The 21,561-nt window shown below is 63.3% G+C and carries 19 protein-coding genes; 4 read left to right on the top strand and 15 right to left on the bottom strand.

Annotated features, from left to right (window positions below):
- Positions 1 to 59 precede the first annotated feature (59 nt).
- From CK489_RS35910 to CK489_RS35885, 6 genes are all read right to left on the bottom strand, one after another.
- A complete protein-coding gene (locus CK489_RS35910; RefSeq protein ID WP_095735755.1) occupies positions 60 to 1,070 on the bottom strand; it encodes an ABC transporter ATP-binding protein in 1,011 nt (336 codons plus the stop codon).
- Positions 1,063 to 2,043: an ABC transporter ATP-binding protein gene (locus CK489_RS35905; protein ID WP_095735598.1), complete on the bottom strand. Its 981-nt coding sequence runs from the start codon at positions 2,041 to 2,043 to the stop codon at positions 1,063 to 1,065. Before CK489_RS35905 ends, CK489_RS35910 begins: the two co-directional genes overlap by 8 nt.
- Entirely contained in the window at positions 2,040 to 2,861 is an 822-nt protein-coding gene (locus tag CK489_RS35900) for an ABC transporter permease (RefSeq protein ID WP_095735597.1), read from the bottom strand. The genes CK489_RS35905 and CK489_RS35900 overlap by 4 nt, the downstream gene beginning before the upstream one ends.
- A gap of 67 nt (positions 2,862 to 2,928) precedes the next feature.
- Positions 2,929 to 3,864: an ABC transporter permease gene (locus CK489_RS35895; protein ID WP_095735596.1), complete on the bottom strand. Its 936-nt coding sequence runs from the start codon at positions 3,862 to 3,864 to the stop codon at positions 2,929 to 2,931.
- A gap of 55 nt (positions 3,865 to 3,919) precedes the next feature.
- The gene (locus CK489_RS35890; RefSeq protein WP_095735595.1) at positions 3,920 to 5,509 is read right to left on the bottom strand and encodes an ABC transporter substrate-binding protein; all 1,590 of its coding nucleotides are present in this window, start codon (positions 5,507 to 5,509) and stop codon (positions 3,920 to 3,922) included.
- Positions 5,510 to 5,815: 306 nt separating this feature from the next.
- On the bottom strand, positions 5,816 to 6,280 hold the full coding sequence (locus CK489_RS35885) for a GNAT family N-acetyltransferase (RefSeq protein WP_095735594.1): 465 nt from the start codon (positions 6,278 to 6,280) through the stop codon (positions 5,816 to 5,818).
- A 297-nt stretch (positions 6,281 to 6,577) separates the two neighbouring features.
- On the opposite strand from CK489_RS35885, the gene CK489_RS35880 reads away from it, so the two are divergent.
- Complete coding sequence (locus tag CK489_RS35880) at positions 6,578 to 7,204, top strand: invasion associated locus B family protein (RefSeq protein WP_095735593.1); 627 nt, start codon at positions 6,578 to 6,580, stop codon at positions 7,202 to 7,204.
- A gap of 46 nt (positions 7,205 to 7,250) precedes the next feature.
- On the opposite strand, the gene CK489_RS35875 is transcribed toward CK489_RS35880, so the two are convergent.
- Genes CK489_RS35875 through CK489_RS35865 form a run of 3 tightly spaced genes read right to left on the bottom strand, consistent with a single transcriptional unit; the run spans position 7,251 to position 10,930 of the window.
- Positions 7,251 to 8,192: an aldo/keto reductase gene (locus CK489_RS35875; protein ID WP_095735754.1), complete on the bottom strand. Its 942-nt coding sequence runs from the start codon at positions 8,190 to 8,192 to the stop codon at positions 7,251 to 7,253.
- Between the two features lie 15 nt (positions 8,193 to 8,207).
- Positions 8,208 to 9,701, bottom strand: coding sequence for a DHA2 family efflux MFS transporter permease subunit (locus CK489_RS35870; protein ID WP_050628628.1), 1,494 nt, complete (start codon positions 9,699 to 9,701; stop codon positions 8,208 to 8,210).
- On the bottom strand, positions 9,698 to 10,930 hold the full coding sequence (locus CK489_RS35865; protein ID WP_245350637.1) for an HlyD family secretion protein: 1,233 nt from the start codon (positions 10,928 to 10,930) through the stop codon (positions 9,698 to 9,700). Before CK489_RS35865 ends, CK489_RS35870 begins: the two co-directional genes overlap by 4 nt.
- Before the next feature lie 146 nt (positions 10,931 to 11,076).
- Between CK489_RS35865 and CK489_RS35860 the strand changes: the two genes are divergently transcribed.
- The gene (locus CK489_RS35860; protein ID WP_050628626.1) at positions 11,077 to 11,718 is read left to right on the top strand and encodes a TetR/AcrR family transcriptional regulator; all 642 of its coding nucleotides are present in this window, start codon (positions 11,077 to 11,079) and stop codon (positions 11,716 to 11,718) included.
- 273 nt (positions 11,719 to 11,991) lie between these two features.
- On the opposite strand, the gene CK489_RS35855 is transcribed toward CK489_RS35860, so the two are convergent.
- Entirely contained in the window at positions 11,992 to 12,786 is a 795-nt protein-coding gene (locus tag CK489_RS35855) for a class II aldolase/adducin family protein (protein ID WP_095735592.1), read from the bottom strand.
- Between the two features lie 187 nt (positions 12,787 to 12,973).
- Between CK489_RS35855 and CK489_RS35850 the strand changes: the two genes are divergently transcribed.
- Together CK489_RS35850 and CK489_RS35845 are read left to right on the top strand one after the other, a co-directional pair.
- Positions 12,974 to 14,470 (top strand): M81 family metallopeptidase, encoded by a 1,497-nt coding sequence (locus CK489_RS35850; protein WP_095735591.1) that lies wholly within the window; start codon positions 12,974 to 12,976, stop codon positions 14,468 to 14,470.
- Positions 14,467 to 15,477 (top strand): glutathione S-transferase N-terminal domain-containing protein, encoded by a 1,011-nt coding sequence (locus tag CK489_RS35845; protein ID WP_095735590.1) that lies wholly within the window; start codon positions 14,467 to 14,469, stop codon positions 15,475 to 15,477. The genes CK489_RS35850 and CK489_RS35845 overlap by 4 nt, the downstream gene beginning before the upstream one ends.
- 39 nt (positions 15,478 to 15,516) lie before the next feature.
- Here CK489_RS35845 and CK489_RS35840 read toward each other — a convergent pair whose 3' ends face one another.
- The 5 genes from CK489_RS35840 to CK489_RS35820 form a co-directional block, all read right to left on the bottom strand.
- A complete protein-coding gene (locus CK489_RS35840; protein ID WP_095735589.1) occupies positions 15,517 to 16,146 on the bottom strand; it encodes a 2-hydroxychromene-2-carboxylate isomerase in 630 nt (209 codons plus the stop codon).
- Between the two features lie 517 nt (positions 16,147 to 16,663).
- The gene (locus CK489_RS35835; protein WP_095735588.1) at positions 16,664 to 18,574 is read right to left on the bottom strand and encodes a flavin-containing monooxygenase; all 1,911 of its coding nucleotides are present in this window, start codon (positions 18,572 to 18,574) and stop codon (positions 16,664 to 16,666) included.
- A gap of 9 nt (positions 18,575 to 18,583) precedes the next feature.
- Positions 18,584 to 19,357, bottom strand: coding sequence for an SDR family NAD(P)-dependent oxidoreductase (locus CK489_RS35830; protein ID WP_095735587.1), 774 nt, complete (start codon positions 19,355 to 19,357; stop codon positions 18,584 to 18,586).
- The gene (locus CK489_RS35825) at positions 19,354 to 19,998 is read right to left on the bottom strand and encodes a TetR/AcrR family transcriptional regulator (RefSeq protein ID WP_095735586.1); all 645 of its coding nucleotides are present in this window, start codon (positions 19,996 to 19,998) and stop codon (positions 19,354 to 19,356) included. Before CK489_RS35825 ends, CK489_RS35830 begins: the two co-directional genes overlap by 4 nt.
- The gene (locus tag CK489_RS35820; protein WP_095735585.1) at positions 19,995 to 21,491 is read right to left on the bottom strand and encodes an AMP-binding protein; all 1,497 of its coding nucleotides are present in this window, start codon (positions 21,489 to 21,491) and stop codon (positions 19,995 to 19,997) included. Before CK489_RS35820 ends, CK489_RS35825 begins: the two co-directional genes overlap by 4 nt.
- Positions 21,492 to 21,561: the final 70 nt, after the last annotated feature.

The following is a 21,561-nucleotide window of genomic DNA, read 5'->3' as shown; positions in this document are numbered from 1 at the left end:
ACGATCCGGAAAAGTGGAAGCCGGCTTTCCGAAGGGATCATGCTCGAACTTAAGAGAGATCAGCTCGCTTGACTGGCGATCTCGTCGGCCCGCCAGCACCGGACCGCGTGCCCATCCGGACGCGTCTCGAGCGAAGGCCCGGGTTCACGGTGACACACCGCTTCGGCATAACGACAGCGCGGACTGAATGCGCAGCCGTCCGGCGGATCGAGCGGATTGGGAAGCTCGCCCCTTGCCGTCGCCAACGGCACGCGACGTAGCGGATCGGGAATCGCTGATATCAGGGTTTGCGTATAGGGATGCGCCGGCCGTTCGAAGATGTCGCGCCAGCCGCCTGTCTCCACAATGCGGCCGAGATACATCACCGCGACTCTGTCGCTCATGTGCTCGACCACGCCGAGGTCGTGGCTGATCATGATATAGGAGAGGCCGAGGCTCTCCTTCAATTCCAGCAGCAGATTGATGATCTGGGCGCGGATCGAGACATCGAGCGCCGACACCGGTTCGTCGCAGATGACGATCTTCGGATTGAGGATCAGCGCGCGAGCGATGCCGATGCGCTGGCGCTGGCCGCCTGAGAATTCATGCGGGTAGCGGCCGGCCTGTTCCGGCCGTAGGCCGACCTGCCTGAGCATCTCGGCAACGCGTCCGTCGATCTCGCTCTGGGCCGTCACGCCATGCAGGCGCAGCGGGTCCTCAAGCGTGCGGCGAACGGTCTGGCGTGGATTGAGCGAGGCGTAGGGATCCTGGAATACCATCTGCGCGATACGAGCCAATCGCTTTCGATCGACCGACCGCCGCTCCGTCACGACGTGTCCGTCCAGCACGATCCTGCCACGCGTCGGCGTCAGCAGTCCAAGCAGCGAAAGTGCGACGGTCGACTTGCCGCAGCCGGATTCGCCGACTAGACCGAGGCATTCACCGCGCTTCAGTTCGAGATCGATGCCGTCGACCGCGCGCAGCACTCGCCGGTCGCCGCCGAGCAGGCCGCCGCCAAGCGGGAAATGCACCGCGAGATCCTTCACGCTGAGGATGACGTTGTCATCGGGCCTCACCGCGGGTTCAGCCATGGTGGTGGCACCTGACGAGGCCGCCTGCATCGAGCCATGTCGTCTCCGGCACGGTGGTCCGACAAATCTCGGTCGCTTGCGCGCAACGCGGATTGAAGCGGCAGCCGGCGGGGAAGTCTGCAATCGCCGGCACGACGCCGGCGATTTCCCTGAGCCGCGACCGACCAAGCGCCACGCGGCTTCCCAGCCGCGGCAGCGAGTCGACCAGGCCCTGCGTGTACGGGTGCGCGCCGGCGCGGAAGATGTCGTCCGAGCCGCGCTCCTCGACGATGCGGCCGGCATACATCACCCCGACGCGGCGGCAGACATTGGCGACCAGGCCGAGATCGTGGCTGATCATCAGGATCGCAGTGCCTCGCTCGGCGCACAGATTGCGCATCAGCTCGATGATCTCCGCCTGCACCGTCACGTCGAGCGCGGTGGTCGGCTCGTCGGCGATCAGAAGATCCGGATCGCAGGCCAGCGCGATCGCGATCATCACGCGCTGGCGCATGCCGCCGGAAAGCTGGTGCGGATAATCCTTCACCCGCCGTTCCGGCGCGGGGACGCGGACATTCGCCAGCGCCTCGACGGCGAGCTCGTTTGCCTCGCGCCAGCTCTTGCCCTTGTGTAGCACGAACATTTCCGCGATCTGCCGGCCGACCGGCGAGACAGGGTTGAGCGCCGTCATCGGCTCCTGGAAGATCATTGCGATGCGGTTGCCGCGCAGCGCACGCTGCTCGGCCGCGGACAATCCCTGGATCTCGCGGCCCTCGAAGCGGATGGCGCCGGCGGCGATCGAGAGCGGCCGGCGCAGCAATCCGATCATGGCAAGCGCCGTGATGCTCTTGCCGCAGCCGGACTCGCCGACCAGGCCGAATGTCTCGCCGCGATCGATGCGGAACGAAACCCCCTCGACTGCCGCGACATGCGTGGCGCCGTCATCGAGATCGATGCGCAGGTCCTCGACTTCGATCAGCGGAACGGCCGTCATGCGCGCCGGCTCCGCGACTGGGGATCGAGCACGTCACGCAAGCCGTCGCCGAGCAAATTGAGCCCGAGCACCGTCAGGAAGATCGCGAGCCCCGGAAACACTGAAAGCCACGGCGCCGTGGTGATCTGGTCGCGTGCCTCCGACAGCATGCTGCCCCAGCTTGGATAGGGTGGACGGATGCCGAGGCCGAGGAACGAGAGCGAGGCTTCCGCAAGTACCGCACCGCCCATGCCGAGCGTGCCGATGACGATGATGGGACCGACCATGTTCGGCAGCAGCTGCGTGATCATGATGCGCAGATCACCATAGCCGAGCACCCTTGCTGCCTGCACATAGCTCTGGCTCTTGAGCGACAGCGTGGAGGCCCGTGCGATCCGGCAGGTGAAGGACCAGTTGGTCAATCCCAGCGCGATCAGCAGGCTCGTCAGGCCGGGTCCAAGCACCGCCATGATGGCGAGTGCGAAGATCAGCGACGGGATCGCGAGCATGACATTGGTCAGCCCGTTGACGAAATCGTCCCACCAGCCGCCCCAATAGCCCGCAGTCAGGCCCAGCGTCACGCCGATGACGCTGTTGACGAGCTGCGAGACGATGCCGACCGTCAGTGAGATGCGCGCGCCGTGCACGACGCGGGAATAGATATCGCGGCCCTGTGCATCGGTGCCGAACCACCAGATCCAGCTCGGCGGCTCCTCGGCATTCATCAGATTGGCGCCCATCACCGGATCGGTATGCGCCAGCCAGGGCGCGAACAGGCCGACGAAGATCGCCAGCGCGAACAGCAGCCCGCCGATGATCGCGCTGGTTCCAAGCTTCATCGCGGCTGCTCCGCCGTGGCAGGTTGCGCGGCCGGTTGTGCAAAGACGTGATGAAGCCGGCTTCCGCTCATGCGTATCTGATCCTGGGATCGATCACCCCGTAGAGCAGGTCGACCAGCGTATTGACGGCAAGGAAGAACAGCACCACCACGAGGATGGTGCCTTGCACGGCGGGAATGTCGCGCTGCAAAACGCTGTCGACCAGCAGTGAGCCGATGCCCGGCCAGGAGAACAGCTTCTCGACGACGACCGCTTGCCCCATCACAACACCGAATTGCAGGCCGATCGCGGTGAGAATGATGACGAGGGCATTGCGCATCACGTGCCAGGTCACGACCCGGGTCTCGCTCATGCCCTTCGAGCGCGCAGTGCGGACAAAATCCGCGGTCATGATCTCGAGCACCGCGGCACGCGTCGTCCGCGCCAGCAGCGCCATCGGCGAGACGCCGAGAGTCATGGCGGGCAACAGCAGATATTTGAGCCCGCCATCGCCGTAGCCGAAACTCGGCAGCCAGCCGAGCTTCAATGCGAACAGGTACATCAGCAATAGTCCGAGCCAGAACTTGGCCATCGAGAGGCCCGATACCGCGAGCACCATCGAGAGCGTGTCGACGATGCTGCCCGGCCTCAGCGCGGCGATGAAGCCCAGCGGCACGCCGACCGTGACCGCAAATGCCAGCGCCGCGAAGATCAATTGCAGCGTCGGCCACATCCGTTTGGTGATCATGGTCGTGACCGGCTCGCGGGTCCGGAACGAGGTGCCGAAATCGCCGGTCGCGAGCTTGGCGATATAGGAGCCGAAACGCACGTAAACGGGATCGTCGAGGCCGAGCTGTTTCTTCATGCGTTCCACGACCTGCGGGTCCGTCGGACCTCGGCCATCGTCGCCCATGCTCGACACGATGCTGCCCGGAACGACGCTGAACAGCACGAAGATCAGCAGCACGACGGCCAGCACGGTCGGAATGGTTTGCAGGATTCGACGGATCGCGAAGGAGAGCATTGAACGTTTTCCTCACTCCCTCCATCTCGTGATGGAGGGAGGACGATGGCACCGGTCACTTCGCGGGCGAGGTCTCGTCGACCCAGAGATCCTCGACATTTTGATGGGTCAGTTCGGTGGCGTCGAGCTGAATCCCCTTGAGCCAGGGCTGCACCGCCATGACGGCCTTGTTGTAGTTGAAGAACCAGATCGGCGCTTCCTCACGGAGCAGCGAATTGGCTTTTTGCAGCAGCTGGACGCGCTTTGCGGGGTCGTCGGTCTGTCCGGCGTCATCGATCGTCTTGTCGAACTCCGCGTTCTTGAAGTTCGTATAGTTGCAGGCCGATTGCGGCGTCGCCGAGTGGAAGCATTTGAGCGCCGCCTGCGGATCCGGGCCGGTCGCCTGCGAATAGATGAAGGCCTGGAAGTCGCCCTTGCGAATGACCTCCGCCAGCACCGCGGTCTCGACCTGCTTGACCTTCACCTTGATGCCGACCTTGTCCAACATCGGGATCGCGGCTTCGACGATCGGTAAGCCCCAACTTTCATTCTGGCTGGTGGTCCATTCGAATTCAAAGCCGGTGGGATAGCCCGCGTCGGCCAGCAATTGCTTGGCCTTCGCGGGATCATAGGGGTAGGGTTTCATGGCCTTGTCGTAGGCAGGCGAGGTCAGCGGCAGCCAGCTCGTGGCGCGATAGGCCTTGCCCTTGACCAGCTTGTTGATGATCAGATCGGCATCGATCGCGTAGTTGATGGCTTGCCGGACCCGCTTGTCGGAGAACGGCTTGAAGGCGGGATTCATCCCCATATAACGCGTGAAGACCTCGGCGACCTCGACGATGGTGCCCTTGAGGTCGGGATCGGCCTGATAGGCGACATACTGTGCCGGCCCCAGCACCGAGGTGTCGATCTCCTTGTTGCGGAAGGCGACATCGCGCGCCGCGGCTTCGCCCATCAGCGAGATCACGAGCTTGTCGGCGTATGGCTTGCCTGACTTGTAGAACCGGTCCCAGCGTTCCAGCACGATGCGCGATCCCGGCACGTGCTCGACGAACTTGAACGGACCAAGCCCGATCGGCTTCTGGAGGAAGCTTTCCTTGCCGCCCTCGTCGGCGGGATAGATCGAGGTCAGCGCGGTGAAGAAATAGAAGGCTGGATCGACCTTCTCGGTCAGCTTCATTTCGAGGGTGAAGTCGTCGATCTTCTTCAGACCGGAGATCTCCTTGGCCTGGCCCTTCTCGACCTCGGCCGCGCCTTCGATGATGCGGACGAAGCGCGCGCCGGGATAGGCCTTGGTGCCGTCCATGATGCGATTGTAGGACCAGATGATGTCGTCCGCGGTCATCTTGCGGCCGTTGTGGAAATAGGCGTCGTCGCGCAGCTTGAAGGTGTGAACGAGACCTCCGCCCGAAACGACGACCTCCTTGGCAAGTTCCAGAACCGGCTTCCCTTCGGTAGAGTCCCAGATGTAGAGCGACCGGTGCAGCCCCTTGGCGTAGATCTCGTCCTGGGCGCGTGGCGTCGTGTGGATGTCCATGCTGGTGAAGCTGGAACCATAGGGCGCCGTCATGCGAATGGTCCCGCCCTTGCGCGGTGTCTGGGCCGCCGCCGTGGTGGCGAGCGCGAGCCCCAGGCCGGCCGCGATCGCAATCAACTTGAACTTCATGTTTCCCCCAACGATGCAGGAACATTCCGATCCGCGAGTTGACCATCGGCGGCATGTGAAGCGCAAGGTCCTCATGTCGTGTCGATGGCGACCGGCACCAAATAATTGTGCCGCTACGATGCGAGGAGCGGGATCGCGAAGAGCAAGGCATGGCGTGCATCTGCGATGCGGTGGCGTCGACTGCAGTGCAACTTTTGCTTGTATGTAAGCGATTGCGATTGAACGGATTTCGGGTTCCGTCCTGAATTCGCCAAGGCAGGGTCACAACCCAGGCTGCTATCGGTCGAGCGAAGCGCAACCCGCCATCTACAGCAGTCCCCGATAAATTCCCGGCGCGGAGCCTTCGATCGCCACCGCGCCGACGGCCTTCGCATAGAAGTCTGCCGGCCCGACACCACCGATGATGGCGTAGCCGAAGCCCTGGTGCTTCATGTCCTCGAGACAGGCGAACAGCAACGCCTTACCGATGCCGCCCTGCTGCGCCTTGGGTGCGACGCCGGTCGGGCCGAAGAAGTTACGGCAGGCTGCATCGTAGCAGGCGAACCCGACGATCTTCTTGTGCTGGATCGCGATGAAGCAGGAGACCGGCTGGTGGCTGAACGCGACTTCGGTTTCGCTAGCCCATGCCTTGCTGAATGTCTCGCGTATCCAGCCGACGACCTTGTGCTTCTCAGGGGCGAGCGCCCGGCGCATGACAATTCCGGCCTGCTGCAACCGATCATAGGCGGGCCGGGAATCGGGAAGGGCATAGAGCTTGACGAGCATGTCCATCCGGCGAGCTTAATTGAAAACGCGCCCCGCGGGCAAATCAGGCGAGGAACGGGTCTTCGCGATGCTGTTCTGCCGCTAGGACGGCTGGGTCATTTGCGCTGTTGCTTGTCCGAGATCCTGATCTCACGCGCAACTGCCCAAAAATACCCGCCGCAGAATGCAACGATCGCAACGATCACGGTGGCGGCGAGAAGCTCTTGCATGTCCGCGGGTCTCCAAGTACACGTACCTCTACGTGGGAAATATGCCCACAAAATGGAAAATCGGTTTCCGGACGTAACGTGGCGGAGCGAATGCATGGTCGGAGTCAGTGCAGCGGGCAAACGTCTTCGGTCGATCGTCGTTCTCGCCATTCTGGCCGACATCAGTTCGGCGCAAGCCGCTCGAGCCCCTGATCTATCGGATGCCAGCGGCGTCTCCGTTCCGATCGACACGCGGAGCCAAACGTCCACGATGGATGGCGCGGTCCATCCCGTGCAGCTTCCCAAGGGCGCGTCCGCGATCAGCGAGACCTACGGAGACTGGATCGTCAAATGTCAGCTCGACGGCGGAGCAAGGCTGTGCACACTCAGCCAGACACAGACCTCCAAGGAGACCAACCAGCAAGTCTTCGCCATCGAACTGCTGCCACGGAACGGAAGGGCCGAAGGCAACATGTTGATGCCGCTCGGGCTCAAGCTCGACGCCGGGGCCGTCGTCAAGCTTGACGGCAAGGACCTCGAGCAGACGCGCTTCTCCACCTGCACCGCGCAAGGCTGTCTGCTTCCGGTGTCTTTTCCCACCGTTGTGACCGACACCATGAGCAAGGCCAAGACGCTGACCGTTGCCGCGCAGAATATCAACACCGGGCAGGCGGTCGTCTTCAATGTCCCGCTCAACGGCTTCGCCGCGGCGCTGGAGCGGACGATTCAACTTGGTACCTGAACGGTCGCGCGTCTCGCGCTGCGCGTCCAGCCTGCCGTAAGGCGGTTCATCGCGATCCCGGGATGAAACCCGGCACGCCGGTCCGCACCACCGAGTTGAACCGGACGTTCGTCGTGATGCGGTCGCGCATTTCCTGCATGGCATCCTCGGGCAACGCCGAGATATCGAAGTTCTCGCGGATGCGCTGAGGATTGGTCGAGGTGGTGAGGAAAGCGGTGCCGCGCTGCACGGCCCAGGCGAGGGCAACTTGTGCCGGGGTCTTGCCGAGGCGGCGCGCGATGGCGGTAATGACGGGATCCTCCAGTAGATTGGGCTTCATGGCATGCCCCAGCGCGGCAAACGCCTGCAGCACGATGCCATTCTGCCGGCAGAATTCGAGCAGCTCCCATTCGGGAAGATAGGGATGAGACTCGACCTGCACCAAGGCAGGCTTGATCCGTGCGACCGCAACGATCTCGCGCAGCTTCTCCAATGTGATGTCCGACAGGCCGATCGCCTTGCAGCGGCCGTCGTCCACCAGGCGTTCCATCGCCCGCCACGTCTCCACCAGCGTCACGCCGGGGTCGTAGATCACCTGGCCGCGTTCGTCCCTCGGATCCTGCTCATCACCTGGCTGGAAGGCAAAAGGTGTGTGGATCAGATAGCAATCGATTACGTCGAGTTGCAATCGCCGCCGGCTGGCGTCGAAAGCAGGCATAACCCGTTCCGGGCGATGATTTGTGTTCCACAGCTTCGTCATGACGAACAGTTCCTCGCGTTGCACGATTCCTGCACTGAAGGCGTCCTGTATTGCCTCGCCGACCGCCGCTTCGTTGCGGTAGCGTTCCGCACCGTCGAGAAGGCGGAATCCGGCCTCCAGCGCGGTCCTGGTGGCTTGTCTGGTTGCAAGCGGATCCGGGATCAGTGTGCCAAACCCGACCGCCGGCATTGCACCAGCGCCGTGATTAAGGGGAAGCCGCGTGTCACGAAGCGTCCTGGACATTGTCATGCTCATATTCCCTTCCTAGTTGGCCGGCCGCGGTTTCCGGAGAAGCAGCACCAGCGGACTGACGACCAGTATGGCGAACATCAGGATCTCGAACTGGCCGATCACCGCCACCACGGCGGCCTGCTGCGTGACCAGTTCGTTGAGCGCGGCAAGACCCGGCGCTCCGATCGAACCCACGACATGCGCGGCGGCCCGGTACGGCGTGAGGTCGCGGGCGAGTGCCGCGTGCATGGCCTGCGTATTGTTGTAGAAGAAGATCTGCACCACTGCGATTCCGATCGTGCTGCCATAGAGCCGCGACAGGTTGAGCAGGGCGCTACCCTCCGGGCGCAGCTTCGGATCAAGTGTTCCGAACGCCGCCTTTCCGAGCGCCGGGATCAGCATGCCGAGACCAACCCCCTGGAGAACGCCGGTCTGAACCACGGCTTGCCAGTCCATTTGTGGCGAATAGCCGAGCATCATCCAGTTGGCATAGACCACAAGTGCCATTCCGCCGAGCATGAACGGCCGGTAGTCGATCTGGGCGGGCACCAGGCTCGTCATCACGACTGTTCCAACCAGCGCCACGCCGCGGGGGATGGTCATGAAGCCGGTGGTGTCAACCGGATAGTTGAGCAACTCCTCCAGCATCGGCGAGGTCAGGGCCAGGGTTGGCAGCAACACGAATCCAAGCGCAAACGAGATCACCGTCGAGAGAACCAGATTGCGATCCTTGAACAGCGCCGTGCGGAGAAAGTGCGTCTTCGTGGTCAGAACGTGCACGATGAACAGGTAGAAGCCGAGCACCGAGGCACCTGCTTCGATCCAGATCTCAGTCGACGCGAACCATTCCAGGCGTTCGCTACGGTCGAGCAGCATTTGCAGCCCGATCATACCGAGCGAGAAAGTCGCAAGCCCGAAGAAGTCGAACGGCTTCGAGCGCTCGGCCCGCTTCTCGCGGAGCAGCAACGCCGTCACCACCATAACAAGCGCCGTCGCCGGCAGGCTGACATAGAAAATCGACCGCCAACCATAGTACTCGCTGAGCCAGCCGCCAATGCCCGGCCCACTGCTGATTCCGATCAGGAAGCACAACGACCATATCAGGTTGATCCGGGCATGCTGCGCCGGCGGACGTGTCTCGAGCAGGATGGCCAGCGACAGCGGCGCGAGCGGTCCGCTCGCCGCACCCTGAAGGACCCTGGCGAGCACGAACTGCACTGAACTCGTTGCGAGCGTATCGAGCAGAAGCGCAAGCGCGAAGACGGCGAGCGACATCTGATAGACGGTCTTGCGGCCAAATCGTCCGGCGAGCCAGTTCGCCACCGACATCACCACTGCGCTCGCGGCGATGTAGGAAGAGAACACCCAGCCGACCTCGTCGGTGGCCATCGACAGGGCGCCCTGGATATGGGGCAGAGCGGCATTCGGCAGCGAGATGTTGACGGCTTGCATATAGGTTGCCGCGAACGCTGATAGCGCGAGAGTGCGATGGCCATCGCCTCCCGCTGATGGCAGGGTGGTGCTCATTTGGCCGCCCCCATCGCGTTGGCGAGTTGGAGCGGATGACCCCAGGCGCGGCGATAGCCGGTGTTAACCTGTGCCGTCACGCTGATGCCCGAATAGAGCGGCCGGTTGGGATCAACCTCATCGAGCTCGAGGCGCACCGGCAGTCGCTGCACGACCTTGACCCAGTTGCCGGTCGCATTCTCAGGCGGCAGCACAGAGAAATCCGAACCGGTACCCGGGCTCATGCTGACGATGTGCGCCTTGAAGGTGCGATCCGGATAGGCGTCGACGTCGATCGTCGCGGCCTGGCCTGGGCGCATATGGGTCAGGCTGGTTTCGCGGAAGTTCGCCTCGATCCAGACGTGCCGGCTCGACAGCAGCGAAAACACCGGTGCGCCGGCATTGACGAAGCCGCCGATCTGCAGGTCATCAACCCTGGTCACGATGCCGTCGTCCGGCGCCGTCACTGTTGCATAGGAGAGGTCGAGTTTCGCACGATCGAGCTGGGCCTTGGCTGCACGAACCGTCGGATGGCGATCGATCGCGATGTCGGCGTCGCCGTCCAGCGCAGCCACCGTGTTGGCGATCTGCTGTTCGACCGACACGATGCGCTGGCGGGCGACCTTGAGATCGGTCTCCGCGCGCTCATAGACCGCGCGCGGCGTGAAATCCGAGGTGACCAGCGCCTTCTTGCGCTCGTATTCGCGTTCGTCAAACGCCGCGGTATCCTGGGCGGACTGCAGTTCGGCCCGTTGCTGGCGATAGGTCGCCTTCAGCGCGTCGATCTGGAGGCGTGCGCTGCCGAGCCGTGCCTCCGCCTGATCAACCGCGATCTGATAGGGTTCCGGATCGATCCGGAACAGCAGCTGGCCCTGGCGGACCCGCTCATTATCGTGGACGGCGACCTCGACCGCCTGGCCCGAGACGCGGGCATTGACCGTTATCTTCGCCGCGCGGACGAACGCGTTATCGGTGGAGACGTAAGGCTCCCCGGCGAAATAGACCGCAGCGCCTATTGCTGCGGCAAACAGCGGCACCGCTATCATCAGCGTCCGCCGTAGCCGTTCCCTGAAGCCCCTGCCGGACGTCACGGTCGCAGGTTCCGATACCGGACGGGCGGTCCCGCCGTCGAAGCGTGCCTCGACCGCATTCGCCCCCATGGCACCCGTCAATTGAATCGGCGCTTCGCCTGCGCGGAACGCCTTGAACTCGCCTATCCAGCCGGCGAACGGCGAAAAATCGAAGCGCATCGTAGGGCCCTTCACCAATCCGTTTAATTTTGTAACGTTGATGACAAAATAGAGCGAGCCCGATCGGCGTCAAGAGGGGCGCTCTTGATTTTTGTAACGGTGTATACAAATATAGGTGAGCTAACGGTTATCGGAGTATTTGCACAATGGCGGGAAAGAACAGCGAATCGGGCCCGGCACGGCGGGGGCGGCCGAAGGCGTACGATGCCCAAGCCGCGCTGAAGCAAGCCACGGAAACCTTCTGGAGGACCGGTTATTCCGGAACCACGCTGGATAGCATTGCCGCCGCTACGGGCATGAATCCGCCGAGCCTTTACGCTGCTTTCGGAAACAAGCATGCTCTTTATCTCGAGGCGCTGGATCGCTATTGGGAGATCAGTCTGGCCGCGACGCGCGAAGCTCTGGCGCAGGAGCGTCCGCTGGCCGACGCGCTGATGTTGGCCTACGACGCCGCGCTGTCGATCTATTTCTCGGGGCGCGGCAGCGCGCGCGGCTGTTTTGTGCTGGGTACCGCGGTCGTCGAATCGGTCGAAGACACCGCGATCCGGAGCAGCGTGGCGAAGGGACTCCGTGCGATCGACGCCGATTTCGAAGCTCGCTTCCAGACCGCGCGAGAGCGAGGCGAACTCAAAGCCGACGCCGATCCTGAAGCGCTCGCGATCCTGGCATCGGCCACGATGCACAGTATCGCGATCCGTGCGCGTGCCGGTGCGCGTCGCACCGAACTGCGCGAGATCGCGCGGAAAGCGGTGAGTGCGATCTGCGGATGCCCTGTCGCGGTAAGCTGAGCGGGACCCGTTTGGTTACGCATTCCGGTGTGGCTCCGCGCAGGGTGATCGGAGTTCGGACCTGATGTCGCGAGAGCGCAGGCGTATGGCTCATCAGCAGCGCCAAACACTCATTGTCGTCCCGGCGAAGGCCGGGACGCATAACGACGAATGCAAACTGTTACGCGATGCTGGAACGCCGAGTCTCGCCTGCGACGGCTGCTGCGGCGTATCGGTCCCGGCCTTCGCCGGGACGACGGCGTTATTCGGAGTGGCGCCTCGCGCTCAACCGCCTCAATCCCGATACGACGGATCCGCCCGATCGAGCTTGCGCAGCAGCGCCGGCCAGGCGAGCTCGCCGTTGCGGGCGGCGCGGCCGGGCTTGGGCAGCATCCGCTCATAGGTGTCTTCGAGGATGTTTTGCGGCGGATAGATCAGCTTGGTGTTGCAGGACAGCGCCATCACCTGGGTCTGGCAGGCGCGCTCGAGCCGGAACAGCACGTTGAAGGCGGCGGGCACGGTGCGACCGACCACCAAGAGGCCGTGATTGCGCAGGATCATCGCTTCGTTGTCACCGAGGTCGCGGACCAGCCGCTCGCGCTCGTCGACATTGTCGGCGATACCTTCGAAGTCGTGATAGGCGATGTGCAGGAAGCGCATCGAGGTCTGCGCCAGCGGCAGCAGGCCGCATTCCATTGCCGAGACCGCCATGCCGGCCGGCGTATGGGTGTGCGCAACGCAGTCCATGTCATGCTTCGCCATATGGATGGCGCTATGAATGACGAAGCCGGCGACGTTGACGTCATAGTCGCTGGCGTTGAGCAGCGTGTTGCCCTCGACGTCGACCTTGATCAGGCTGGAGGCGTCGATCTCTTCGTACAGCATGCCGTAGGCGTTGATCAGGAACTGGTCGGTGGTGCCGGGCACCCGGCAGGAAATGTGGTTAGCGATCATCTCGGTCATGCCGTACATCGCGGTGAGACGGTAGCAGGCGGCCAGATCGACGCGGGCCTGCCACTCCTCGGCGCTCACCTGCTCGCGAACGGATTTCACGACCTTGATTGCGGGCGAGCTGACGGGGGGATTCATGGTGTTCTCTCCTTGGGATGTCTGCGAGGCCGGGCCCGACTATTTGGCTGGGACCATAGCAGAATCGGCGCGGCGGTAAGCCGCGTCGCGTCTGCTTATTTGCAGGTCTGTCGGGCAAAAACCGAATGCGGATTGGCGCGCGGCGCCTTCGATGCCACACTGCGGAAAACAGCCGAGGCGCACCAAAATGAGCGATCGCAAGATACGTATCGCCGTCCTGCATTTCTCCCACGAAACCGTCTCGTTCCTGCCGAACGAGACCACGCTCGACGACTTTATCTATCCGGGCTCGCCGGCCAAGGGCGAGGCGCTGCTGCAGTTCGATCCCAAGAACTACATGGGCGGCTTCGTGCAGGTTGCGCGCGAGTTCTCCGAGGTCGAGCTGGTCGGCATCGAATCGCCGCTCTGGCCGAAGACCTACACTGGATCGGGCTGGATCACCCAGGAGGCTTATCGGACCTTTACCGGCAAGATGATTGCCGGGCTCAAGGAGGAGGGGCCGTTCGACGGCGTCTATCTGTGCCTGCATGGCGCCATGGCCGTGCGCGACGTGCCGCGGCCGGAGGCCGATCTGGCGCGACAAGTCCGCGAGGTGGTCGGGCGCTCGGCTTTCATCGCCGCGACCTTTGATCCTCACGGCAACGAGGACGAGGCGTTCCTTGAGCAGGCGGACATGGCGTTCGCCGTCAAATATTTCCCGCATTATGATGCGCATCTGCAGGGCGAGCGCGCGGCGCGCATGCTGGTGCGGGCGATCCGCGGCGACTACAAGCCGGTACACAGGACGATCAAGGTTCCGGTGATCTCACCTACCGTGCTGCAATGGACCGGAGCACGCCCGTGGATGGATCTCGTGCAGCGCGCGCTGGTGTGGGAGGCGCGCGAGGTCGACGTCTACGTCAATATCTTCTTCGGCTTTCCGTTCGCCGATGTTCCCGACGTCGGCATGACCGTGCAGGTCCTGACCAACGACAACCCGAAGCTCGCCGAGCAAATCGCGCGCGATCTCGCCGGTACGATCTGGCGGCTGCGTGAAGCGTTGCTGCAATCGACGAAACTCCACAGCATCACCGAGGGCGTCGCGCTGGCGAAGCAGGCCGTCGCGGACCGCAACACGCCGGTGGTGCTCGCCGATCACAGCGACCGTTCGGGATCGGCAACCTGGCTGCTGCGCGAGATCATCGCGCAGGACCTCCCCAATACCGTGGTTGCGACCATTGCGGACGGCAAAGCGACGGCGAGTCTAAAGGCCGCCGGTGCCAAGGCCGGCGATAACTTCGACATGGAGATCGGCGGTCTCGCCGACGAGTCGGCGGGCGATCCGGTTCGGATCCAGGGTACCATCTCGGCGGCGGGCGAGGGCTACGGTCAATTCTGGGTCTGCGTGCGCTTTGGCCGAAACAATGTGCTGATCCTGTCCACCTATCTGGTGCAGATCATGGAGCCGTTTTCGCTGAAGGCGCTGGTGCCTGACATCGATGCATTCGACGTGATGGCGATCAAGTCGCGGGTCCATTTCCGGCGCGGTTTCGACGATAATGGCTTTGCCAAGACGATCCTGCTGGTCGAGCCGGAGCAACCGTTCCTCGGCACCACGCGTCTGGACAAGCTGCCCTACAGGAATGTCGACCTCACACGATTCTATCCCTACGGCAGCCCGGCATTTTCGGAAACGTCGTCATGACTGAAGGCCGCTATCGCCTGATCGGCTCGACCGCGTCGCCCTATGCGATCAAGCTGCGCGCGCTGATGCGCTACCGGCGGATCCCGCACGACTGGGTGATCATGACCAAGGCGCTGCGCGCGGCGACCGCGCATCTGAAGCCGATGCTGATTCCGGTCCTGCAATATCCCGACGGCAGTTATCGCGGCGAGACCACGACACTTGCCTATGATCTGGAAGCGCGCCATCAGGGGAGGTCGGTGATCCCGGAGGACAAGGCGGTCGCTTTCGTCTGCGATCTGCTCGAGGACGTCGCCGACGAATGGGCGGTGAAGCCCCTGTTTCTCTATCGCTGGTGGGACCCGGAAGATCAGGCCTATGTGTCACGCTGGGCCGGCGAGGAATGGTCGACGTCGGAAGCGCGAGCCGGCAGCCGGGAGGAGATCGAGGAGTTCCGGCAACGCCAGATCTCGCGCATGGTCATTCTCGGTGCGACGGACGAGAACCGGCCGCTGCTCGAGGAGAGCTATCGGCGGACGCTGGCAGCATTCGAGCCGTATGTCGGCATGACGAACTATCTGTTCGGCAGCCAGCCGTCGCTGGCGGACTTTGCCTGGTTCGGACAACTCAGCGAGATGGCGACCGACCCGACCCCGATGCGGATCATGCGCGAACGCGCGCCGTTCACCGATCACTGGGTGCGGCGGCTCGACGACGCATCCGGTGTCGAGGGCAGCTGGTATTCGCGCGAGCAGGCGCTTGGCGGGTTCGCTGAAGCATTGCTGCGGATCGCAGGAGAACTCTATCTGCCGTTCCTGGCCGCCAATGCAGATGCGTTCGCGAAGGGCCTTGAGCGCCTCGAGATCAACGTCTGGGGCCTGCCTTATGCGCTGGCGCCGTTCAAGTATCAGGTGAAGTGCCTGCAGCAGTTGCGCGAGAAGTTCGCCGCGCTCGATGCTGGCGATCGCACTGCGTTGAAGCCCTTGCTGGAACGCACCGGATGTTGGGTCATCCTGAACGGAGGCTGATCGATCGCGGAGGGCAAGCAGGTTCAAAACGGCGTGAGCCTAGGTTCGGTGCCTGCTCCCGAGTGCGAGCGCGATCGATTCCGGATTTCTGATCCGTTCGACCAGCAGGTCGATACGGTCGCCGCCCCAGAACAGTTCCCCGTTGAACAACATGCTGGGAACCCCGAACACGCCGAGCGCTTCGGCTTCGTCGATGATGCGATCGTGCTCGGCGCGGGCAGGGCCGTTGACATAGGCCTCGAACGCGTCGGTAGATCCGCCGATAGCGGCAATCACGCCGGCAATCTCCGACAACTCGTCGATCTCCAGCTCGTGGTTCCAGAACTTCCGGAAGACCGTGTCATGATAGGGCCGGAACAGCCCATGGCGCTGCGCGAACAGCATCCCAGCGCTTGAATAGAAGGCATCGTAGATCCGGCGCGGGCCCTTCATGGTCAGTTCCTGCGCGTTGGCGAACCGCCGCGCATCCATGTAGGAGTAGCGCACCTTGCGCCAGAAATGCGGCGTGCGCCCTTCGACCGTGCCCATGAACTCGGGAATGCGCAGCGTGTAGGGCAGCCATTCCAGTTCGACGCCGAAGGTCTCCTCGAGTTCGAACAGCCGCTTGTTGGCGACATAGGCGTAGGGAGATTTGTAGTCGGTGTAGACGCGCACCCGCGGCTTTTCCATGATCGCTCCTGATCCCGTCAGGACGATTGTTCCCGATCCCGAGCGGCGACACAATGCGGCGTGATGAAGGGGAGACGGCGCGCAAGCGAATGGGCCCCGGTGCATTCAAGCATCGCGGGGCCCTGCTACTTCGTTTTAGCGAAGGATATCTGGTATAGACCAGTGGTGTTTCGGGATCCAAAAGCGCTTGGCCTTTGCGCTCTCGTCCTGCGGATATGTTCAGATTGTCGGCAGCGCACGCGGCTAGCAGCTGCTATCGCCTCAACGTGCACCGAGACCTTGCCGCTGAGCAAGGTCGCTGGCTTGCGCCGGTGGCGTCATGCTCCTCTCCAAGGGTGGGCCGACGGACATCTGTCCGCTTCTGCTGCCTGGCGGCCGATCCCATAATCGTCCGACAATTCCTGCGACGCGAGGAGCAGGCGCTCCAGCACCCCAACAGGTGCAGTCATCGAAATGCTGCGGCAGTTATGGCCTGCTGTCAAGTTAACGAACAAGGGAATTCAGGTCAGCCTTCCTGTCACGCCCTGGTCTTTCGATACTGCGTGAAGTCGGGATCGTGCGTCATCTTCCAGTAGTCGACGAACCGCCACGGCATTGCCGAGAACACACGGCCGCGGCTGTTGCGGTAGTAGGTCGTCATGCCCGGATGCGTCCAGATCAGCCGCGCATGCTCCGCATCGACGTTGCGGATGTATTCGTCATGCGCAGCGGGATCGACGTCGATCGCCGCGATGTCGTTCTCGATCATCTCAACCAGGCAGGCCGAAATGTAGCGGCTCTGGCATTCCGACTGGAAGATCACGCTGCCGCCATGCGCGGGTCCCGAGTTCGGGCCGAGCATCAGAAACAAGTTGGGGAAGTCAGGTACGGTGAGGCCGAGATAGGCGGTCGGATTGTCGTTTCCCCAGACCTGCTTGAGGTTCTTGCCGTCGCGCCCGGTGATGTTGAGACGTGCTGCCATCTCGGAGACCTTGAAGCCGGTCGAGATCACGATGATGTCGTGCTGCCGCGATGTGCCGTCGGCGGTGACAATTCCGTCGGTTGCGAAGTGGTCGATCTTGTCGGTGACCAGCTCGACATTTGACCTGGTCAGCGTCTTGAACCAGTTGTTGTCGAGCAGGATACGCTTGCCGTAGGGCGGATAGGTCGGCATGCACTTCTCGATCAGGTCCGGGCGGTCCTTCAGTTCGGAGAGGATGAAGTCGGCGAGCTCCTCGCGGTGGCGGTCATTGCCCTTGTTGACAGCGCGTTCGGGGTGCGGCCAGGCCGGATCCTTGCGCAGGAACGGCAGCAGCCCGTCGCCGTAGCGCCAGAACATGTTGAAGCGATACCACTGCACATAGAACGGCAGATGCGCCAGCAGCCACTGCGCGCCTTCGGTGATCGGATCGGAATAGCCTTTCACCGGCCGCGCCCACTGCGCGGTGCGCTGGTATACGGTGACCGAGGCGACGCGATCGGCGATCGACGGCACCAGCTGCATCGCGGTGGCACCGGTGCCGATCACGGCGACATGCTTGCCATCGAGCTTGATGTGGTCGGACCACAGCGCCGAGTGGACCTTGAGGCCCTTGAAATCCTCGTCGCCGTCGAAGCGGGCGGGCAGGGGATCGTTGAGCTGACCGATCGCGCTGACCAGCGCGGTGGACTCAAAGGTCTCATCGCCGTTCGCGGTTCTGAGCGTCGAGATCCAGCGCCGCTTGGCTTCGTCCCAGTGCGAGGCGACCAGCTCGGTCGAGAGACGGACGTGTCTGCGGATGTCGTGCTCGCGCACGACCTTGAGCAGATAGTCCAGCAATTCCTGGCGCTGAGCGAAGTAGCGCGTCCACGGATTGCGGGCGCCAAACGAGAACGAATAGGAGTGGTTCGGCGTATCGACGCCGCAGCCGGGATAACGGTTGACATACCAGGTGCCGCCGATCTCGTCCTGCTTCTCGACGATGGTGTAGGGAATGCCGAGCCGTCCGAGCGCAACGCCGAGCGCGATTGCGCAGACTCCGGCACCGACGATCAGCACATGTTGCTGAGCCAGCCTCTCGTCAGCGGGACGTGTGCGCCAGCGGGCATCGCGGGGAACGAAACCCATTTCCTCGCGCATCAACGGTGCATATTCCGGCGCGACGTTCTCGCCGAGAGTCGCGCGCATCATCCGCAGCATCAGCTCATCGCCGGGATCGGTGATGACGGGCTTCGGCGTGCCGTCGGCGAACAAGTTAAGGACAGCAGCGCGGATCTCGTCCTGGATCGGCTTCGGCACGCCGGCGTCCGGATCGGGGATCAGGCGGACATCGCGCTTCGGCTTGTAGGGCGGCTCGAGCCACTTCTCGTCGCCGGTCATGTGCACCAGCACCATCAGCAGCACGCGGATGTCGCCCTCGGCGATGGCGGAGGACAGATCGAGGTGTTGGCGCGGAAGCTCGATATTCATGCGTTGTCCTTAGCTGTGTCGTGCTTCCGGCAAACCGCCATAGGCGGCCCAAGTGGTGCCCGCGATGTAGCCGGCGTCGACCGGCAGGTTGATGCCGGTGACGCCGCTGCTCTGCGGCGAGAGCAGCCAGGCGATCGCCTGCGCCACTTCCATTGGCTCGACCAGCCGGTTCATCGCCGTCGGGCTGGCCAGCAGGTCCTTGTTCAGCGCGCCCGACGCGATGCCGGCTTCGAGCGCCGCCGTGCGGGTGAAGCCGGGAGACACCGCGTTGACGCGGACGCCGGTCCGGCCCCATTCCGCGGCAAGCGTCTGGGTGATCTGGATGACGCCGGCCTTCGCCGCGGTGTAGGCGTGGATCGGACCCGACGTCATGCCGGCCACCGAAGCGACATTGACGATCGCGCCATGCCGCCGTTTCGCCATCCCGATGCCGACGCTGCGCGCAACCAGGAAGGTGCCGCGCAGGTCGATATTGACCTCGCGGTCCCATTGCTCCATCCGCACCCGGTCGATCGTGTGCATCTTGCCGAATACGCCGGCCGCGTTGACGAGACCGGTGGTCGGGCCGTGTGCCTGCTCGATATCCGCAATGCCCGCGACCACGGCGCTCTCGCTCGCGACGTCGAACGGTGCCGGCCAAAGGATGACGTTCGTGCCGACTAGCGGTTCCGGCGCGATGTCGACGATGACGACGCGGTGTCCCTGATCGGCAAGCAGTGTTGCGGTTGCAGCGCCGATGCCTCGGCTGCCGCCGGTGACGAGGATGGTGCCGTCAGCGCTCATGTCTTGCTTCCCTTGTTGCCGGCATTGAACAGGCCGCGGGTGACCAGCTTCTGGTAAGCCGTGATCACATAGTCGGGCACCGCGGTGACGCCGTGCTCGGAATAGGAGTAGCGGCGGCTGAGATAGCCGCGGGCGCCCATCAGGACCTGGACGATGGCCTCGAATTCCTCGTCGCTGAATTTGTCGGTCGCGCCCACCGCCCGCGCGCGCTGGAGGATCCGGACATACGCATTCGAGATGTTGTCGAAATGCTTCTGGTAGCCGATCGGCGCGAAGAACTCGGCCTCGTTGAGAATCCGCAGGAATTCCGGCACCTCGCGGATGAAGTCGAAGAACGCGCTGAAGCGCTCGATCTCCTGCCTGGCCTCGTCGGCGGTGCCGGTGCGCGCATGGATGAAGCGGACCATATCGAGGCCGATCTTCGGCAGCAGCTGGTCGAGCAGCTCCTGGCGGTTCTCGAAGTGATTGTAGAAGGTACCCTGCGCAACGCCGGCGGCTTCGGTGATGCGGGCAACCGAGGCTTCGGCATAGCCATATTTGCCGACGACCTTGGTCGCGGCGTCGAAGATCTTCTGCTTGGTCCAGGCGTTGCGCTCGACCCGGTTGAGCTTTGTCACCTTGGAGGATGTCGCTTGTGTCATGCGGAGGCCTCGAGTTCGGCGCGGAGCACGCGCTTGAGCACTTTGCCGGATGGATTGCGCGGCAGGCTGTCGCGGATGATCAGCTGCCGCGGCACCTTGAAGCGGGCGAGCCGAGCGCGGCAGAAATTGGTGAGGTCGGGCAGATCGAGCTTTGCGTCGCCGTCCAGCACCACGACGGCGACCGGCTTTTCGCCCCATCGGTCGTCCCGCAGGCCGATCACTGCGACCTCGCGCACGCCGGGCATTTCGTAGATGACGCGCTCAACCTCGGAGGAGGCGATGTTCTCGCCGCCGGAGATAATCATGTCCTTCTTGCGGTCGGTCAGATAGAGGAAGCCGTCGTCATCGAGATAGCCGATATCGCCGGTGCGAAACCAGTCGCCGAAGAAAGCGGATGCGGTCTTCTCGGGGTCCTTCCAGTAACCCTGCGTCACCTTCGGCCCGCGCAGGCAGATCTCGCCATCCTGGCCAGCGGGCAGGCGCTTGCCGGCGTCGTCGCGGATCTCGATCTCGACATGGGCGATGGCGCGGCCGGTCGACCCGATCTTCTCGATCTCGCGACCGGCGTCCATGAAGGTATCGCCGCCGCAGCTTTCGGTGAGGCCGTAGGCATCGATGTAGCGCGCATTCCTGAAATAGTCGGAGAAGGCACGGATGCGCAGCTCCGGCGTTTTCTCGCCACCGCCGATCGCCCATCGCAGGCTGGAGACATCGTAGCGCTCGCGGTTGGGGCAGGTGAGGAGCGCCGTTGTCATGACCGGCGCAAACCACGCCGCGTTGAGTTTCTCGCGCTCGATCGCGGCGAGCGCGGGTTCAGGTTCGAAGCTGCGGTGAATGCAGAGCATGCCGCCGTGCCAGAGTACGGCGATGCCGGGCAAATCGAGCGCGCCGACATGGTAGAGCGGGCCGACCACGAGCAGCCGGGTGTCCGTGTTCAATCCGAGCACCAGCGTCTGGTCGGCGGATTTCCAGTAGATGTTCTCGTAGGTGAGCATCACCCCCTTGGGACGATCGGTCGTGCCCGAGGTGTACATCAGCCGCATCAAATCGCGTGGCTGCCGCACATGGATCGGTGCCGGCGCGATGTCGGGCGCGAGATTGGTGACGCTCGACTGTGCGACTTCACCTAGCAGCACCACAGGTGCGCCGCCCGTTGCGATCGCGGCGAATTCATCATCGGCGACCAGCAGCCGCGCGCCGGAATTGCCGATGATGTAGCCGACCTCGTCGGCCGACAGCCGATAGTTGATCGGCAGGAAAACCGCGCCGATATGGCTCGTTGCGAACACCAACTCGAGAAAAGCGGTGCTGTTCTTCATCAGGATGGCGACGACATCGCCGGGCGCAATCCCGCGCATCGCGAGCCAACTGCCGACCTGTCGGATCCGCAGGTCAAAGTCGGCGTATGAGACGTCCTCGCCGCGATATTTCAGCGCACAGCGGTCCGGAGTCCGCCTGGCATGAAATGCGATGAAGCTGGAAAGATTGATCATTTGCCGCTCGCCGGGCCAATTCTGGCGCCGTTTTCTCCCTAGATGAATTATGAGTCGTAATTCATCTTTG

Origin of the sequence: Bradyrhizobium sp. UFLA03-84, assembly GCF_002289535.1 — a bacterium.
In the GTDB taxonomy this organism is placed as follows: domain Bacteria; phylum Pseudomonadota; class Alphaproteobacteria; order Rhizobiales; family Xanthobacteraceae; genus Bradyrhizobium; species Bradyrhizobium viridifuturi.
This window is presented reverse-complemented; position numbering and strand designations above follow the sequence as displayed.

What these genes read in the sequence shown, in the direction of transcription:
- CK489_RS35910 (WP_095735755.1), bottom strand. Translation starts at nt 1,070, where the DNA reads ATGGCTGAACCCGCGGTGAGGCCCGATGACAACGTCATCCTCAGCGTG.
- CK489_RS35905 (WP_095735598.1), bottom strand. Translation starts at nt 2,043, where the DNA reads ATGACGGCCGTTCCGCTGATCGAAGTCGAGGACCTGCGCATCGATCTC.
- CK489_RS35900 (WP_095735597.1), bottom strand. Translation starts at nt 2,861, where the DNA reads ATGAAGCTTGGAACCAGCGCGATCATCGGCGGGCTGCTGTTCGCGCTG.
- CK489_RS35895 (WP_095735596.1), bottom strand. Translation starts at nt 3,864, where the DNA reads ATGCTCTCCTTCGCGATCCGTCGAATCCTGCAAACCATTCCGACCGTG.
- CK489_RS35890 (WP_095735595.1), bottom strand. Translation starts at nt 5,509, where the DNA reads ATGAAGTTCAAGTTGATTGCGATCGCGGCCGGCCTGGGGCTCGCGCTC.
- CK489_RS35885 (WP_095735594.1), bottom strand. Translation starts at nt 6,280, where the DNA reads ATGGACATGCTCGTCAAGCTCTATGCCCTTCCCGATTCCCGGCCCGCC.
- CK489_RS35880 (WP_095735593.1), top strand. Translation starts at nt 6,578, where the DNA reads ATGGTCGGAGTCAGTGCAGCGGGCAAACGTCTTCGGTCGATCGTCGTT.
- CK489_RS35875 (WP_095735754.1), bottom strand. Translation starts at nt 8,192, where the DNA reads ATGACAATGTCCAGGACGCTTCGTGACACGCGGCTTCCCCTTAATCAC.
- CK489_RS35870 (WP_050628628.1), bottom strand. Translation starts at nt 9,701, where the DNA reads ATGAGCACCACCCTGCCATCAGCGGGAGGCGATGGCCATCGCACTCTC.
- CK489_RS35865 (WP_245350637.1), bottom strand. Translation starts at nt 10,930, where the DNA reads ATGCGCTTCGATTTTTCGCCGTTCGCCGGCTGGATAGGCGAGTTCAAG.
- CK489_RS35860 (WP_050628626.1), top strand. Translation starts at nt 11,077, where the DNA reads ATGGCGGGAAAGAACAGCGAATCGGGCCCGGCACGGCGGGGGCGGCCG.
- CK489_RS35855 (WP_095735592.1), bottom strand. Translation starts at nt 12,786, where the DNA reads ATGAATCCCCCCGTCAGCTCGCCCGCAATCAAGGTCGTGAAATCCGTT.
- CK489_RS35850 (WP_095735591.1), top strand. Translation starts at nt 12,974, where the DNA reads ATGAGCGATCGCAAGATACGTATCGCCGTCCTGCATTTCTCCCACGAA.
- CK489_RS35845 (WP_095735590.1), top strand. Translation starts at nt 14,467, where the DNA reads ATGACTGAAGGCCGCTATCGCCTGATCGGCTCGACCGCGTCGCCCTAT.
- CK489_RS35840 (WP_095735589.1), bottom strand. Translation starts at nt 16,146, where the DNA reads ATGGAAAAGCCGCGGGTGCGCGTCTACACCGACTACAAATCTCCCTAC.
- CK489_RS35835 (WP_095735588.1), bottom strand. Translation starts at nt 18,574, where the DNA reads ATGAATATCGAGCTTCCGCGCCAACACCTCGATCTGTCCTCCGCCATC.
- CK489_RS35830 (WP_095735587.1), bottom strand. Translation starts at nt 19,357, where the DNA reads ATGAGCGCTGACGGCACCATCCTCGTCACCGGCGGCAGCCGAGGCATC.
- CK489_RS35825 (WP_095735586.1), bottom strand. Translation starts at nt 19,998, where the DNA reads ATGACACAAGCGACATCCTCCAAGGTGACAAAGCTCAACCGGGTCGAG.
- CK489_RS35820 (WP_095735585.1), bottom strand. Translation starts at nt 21,491, where the DNA reads ATGATCAATCTTTCCAGCTTCATCGCATTTCATGCCAGGCGGACTCCG.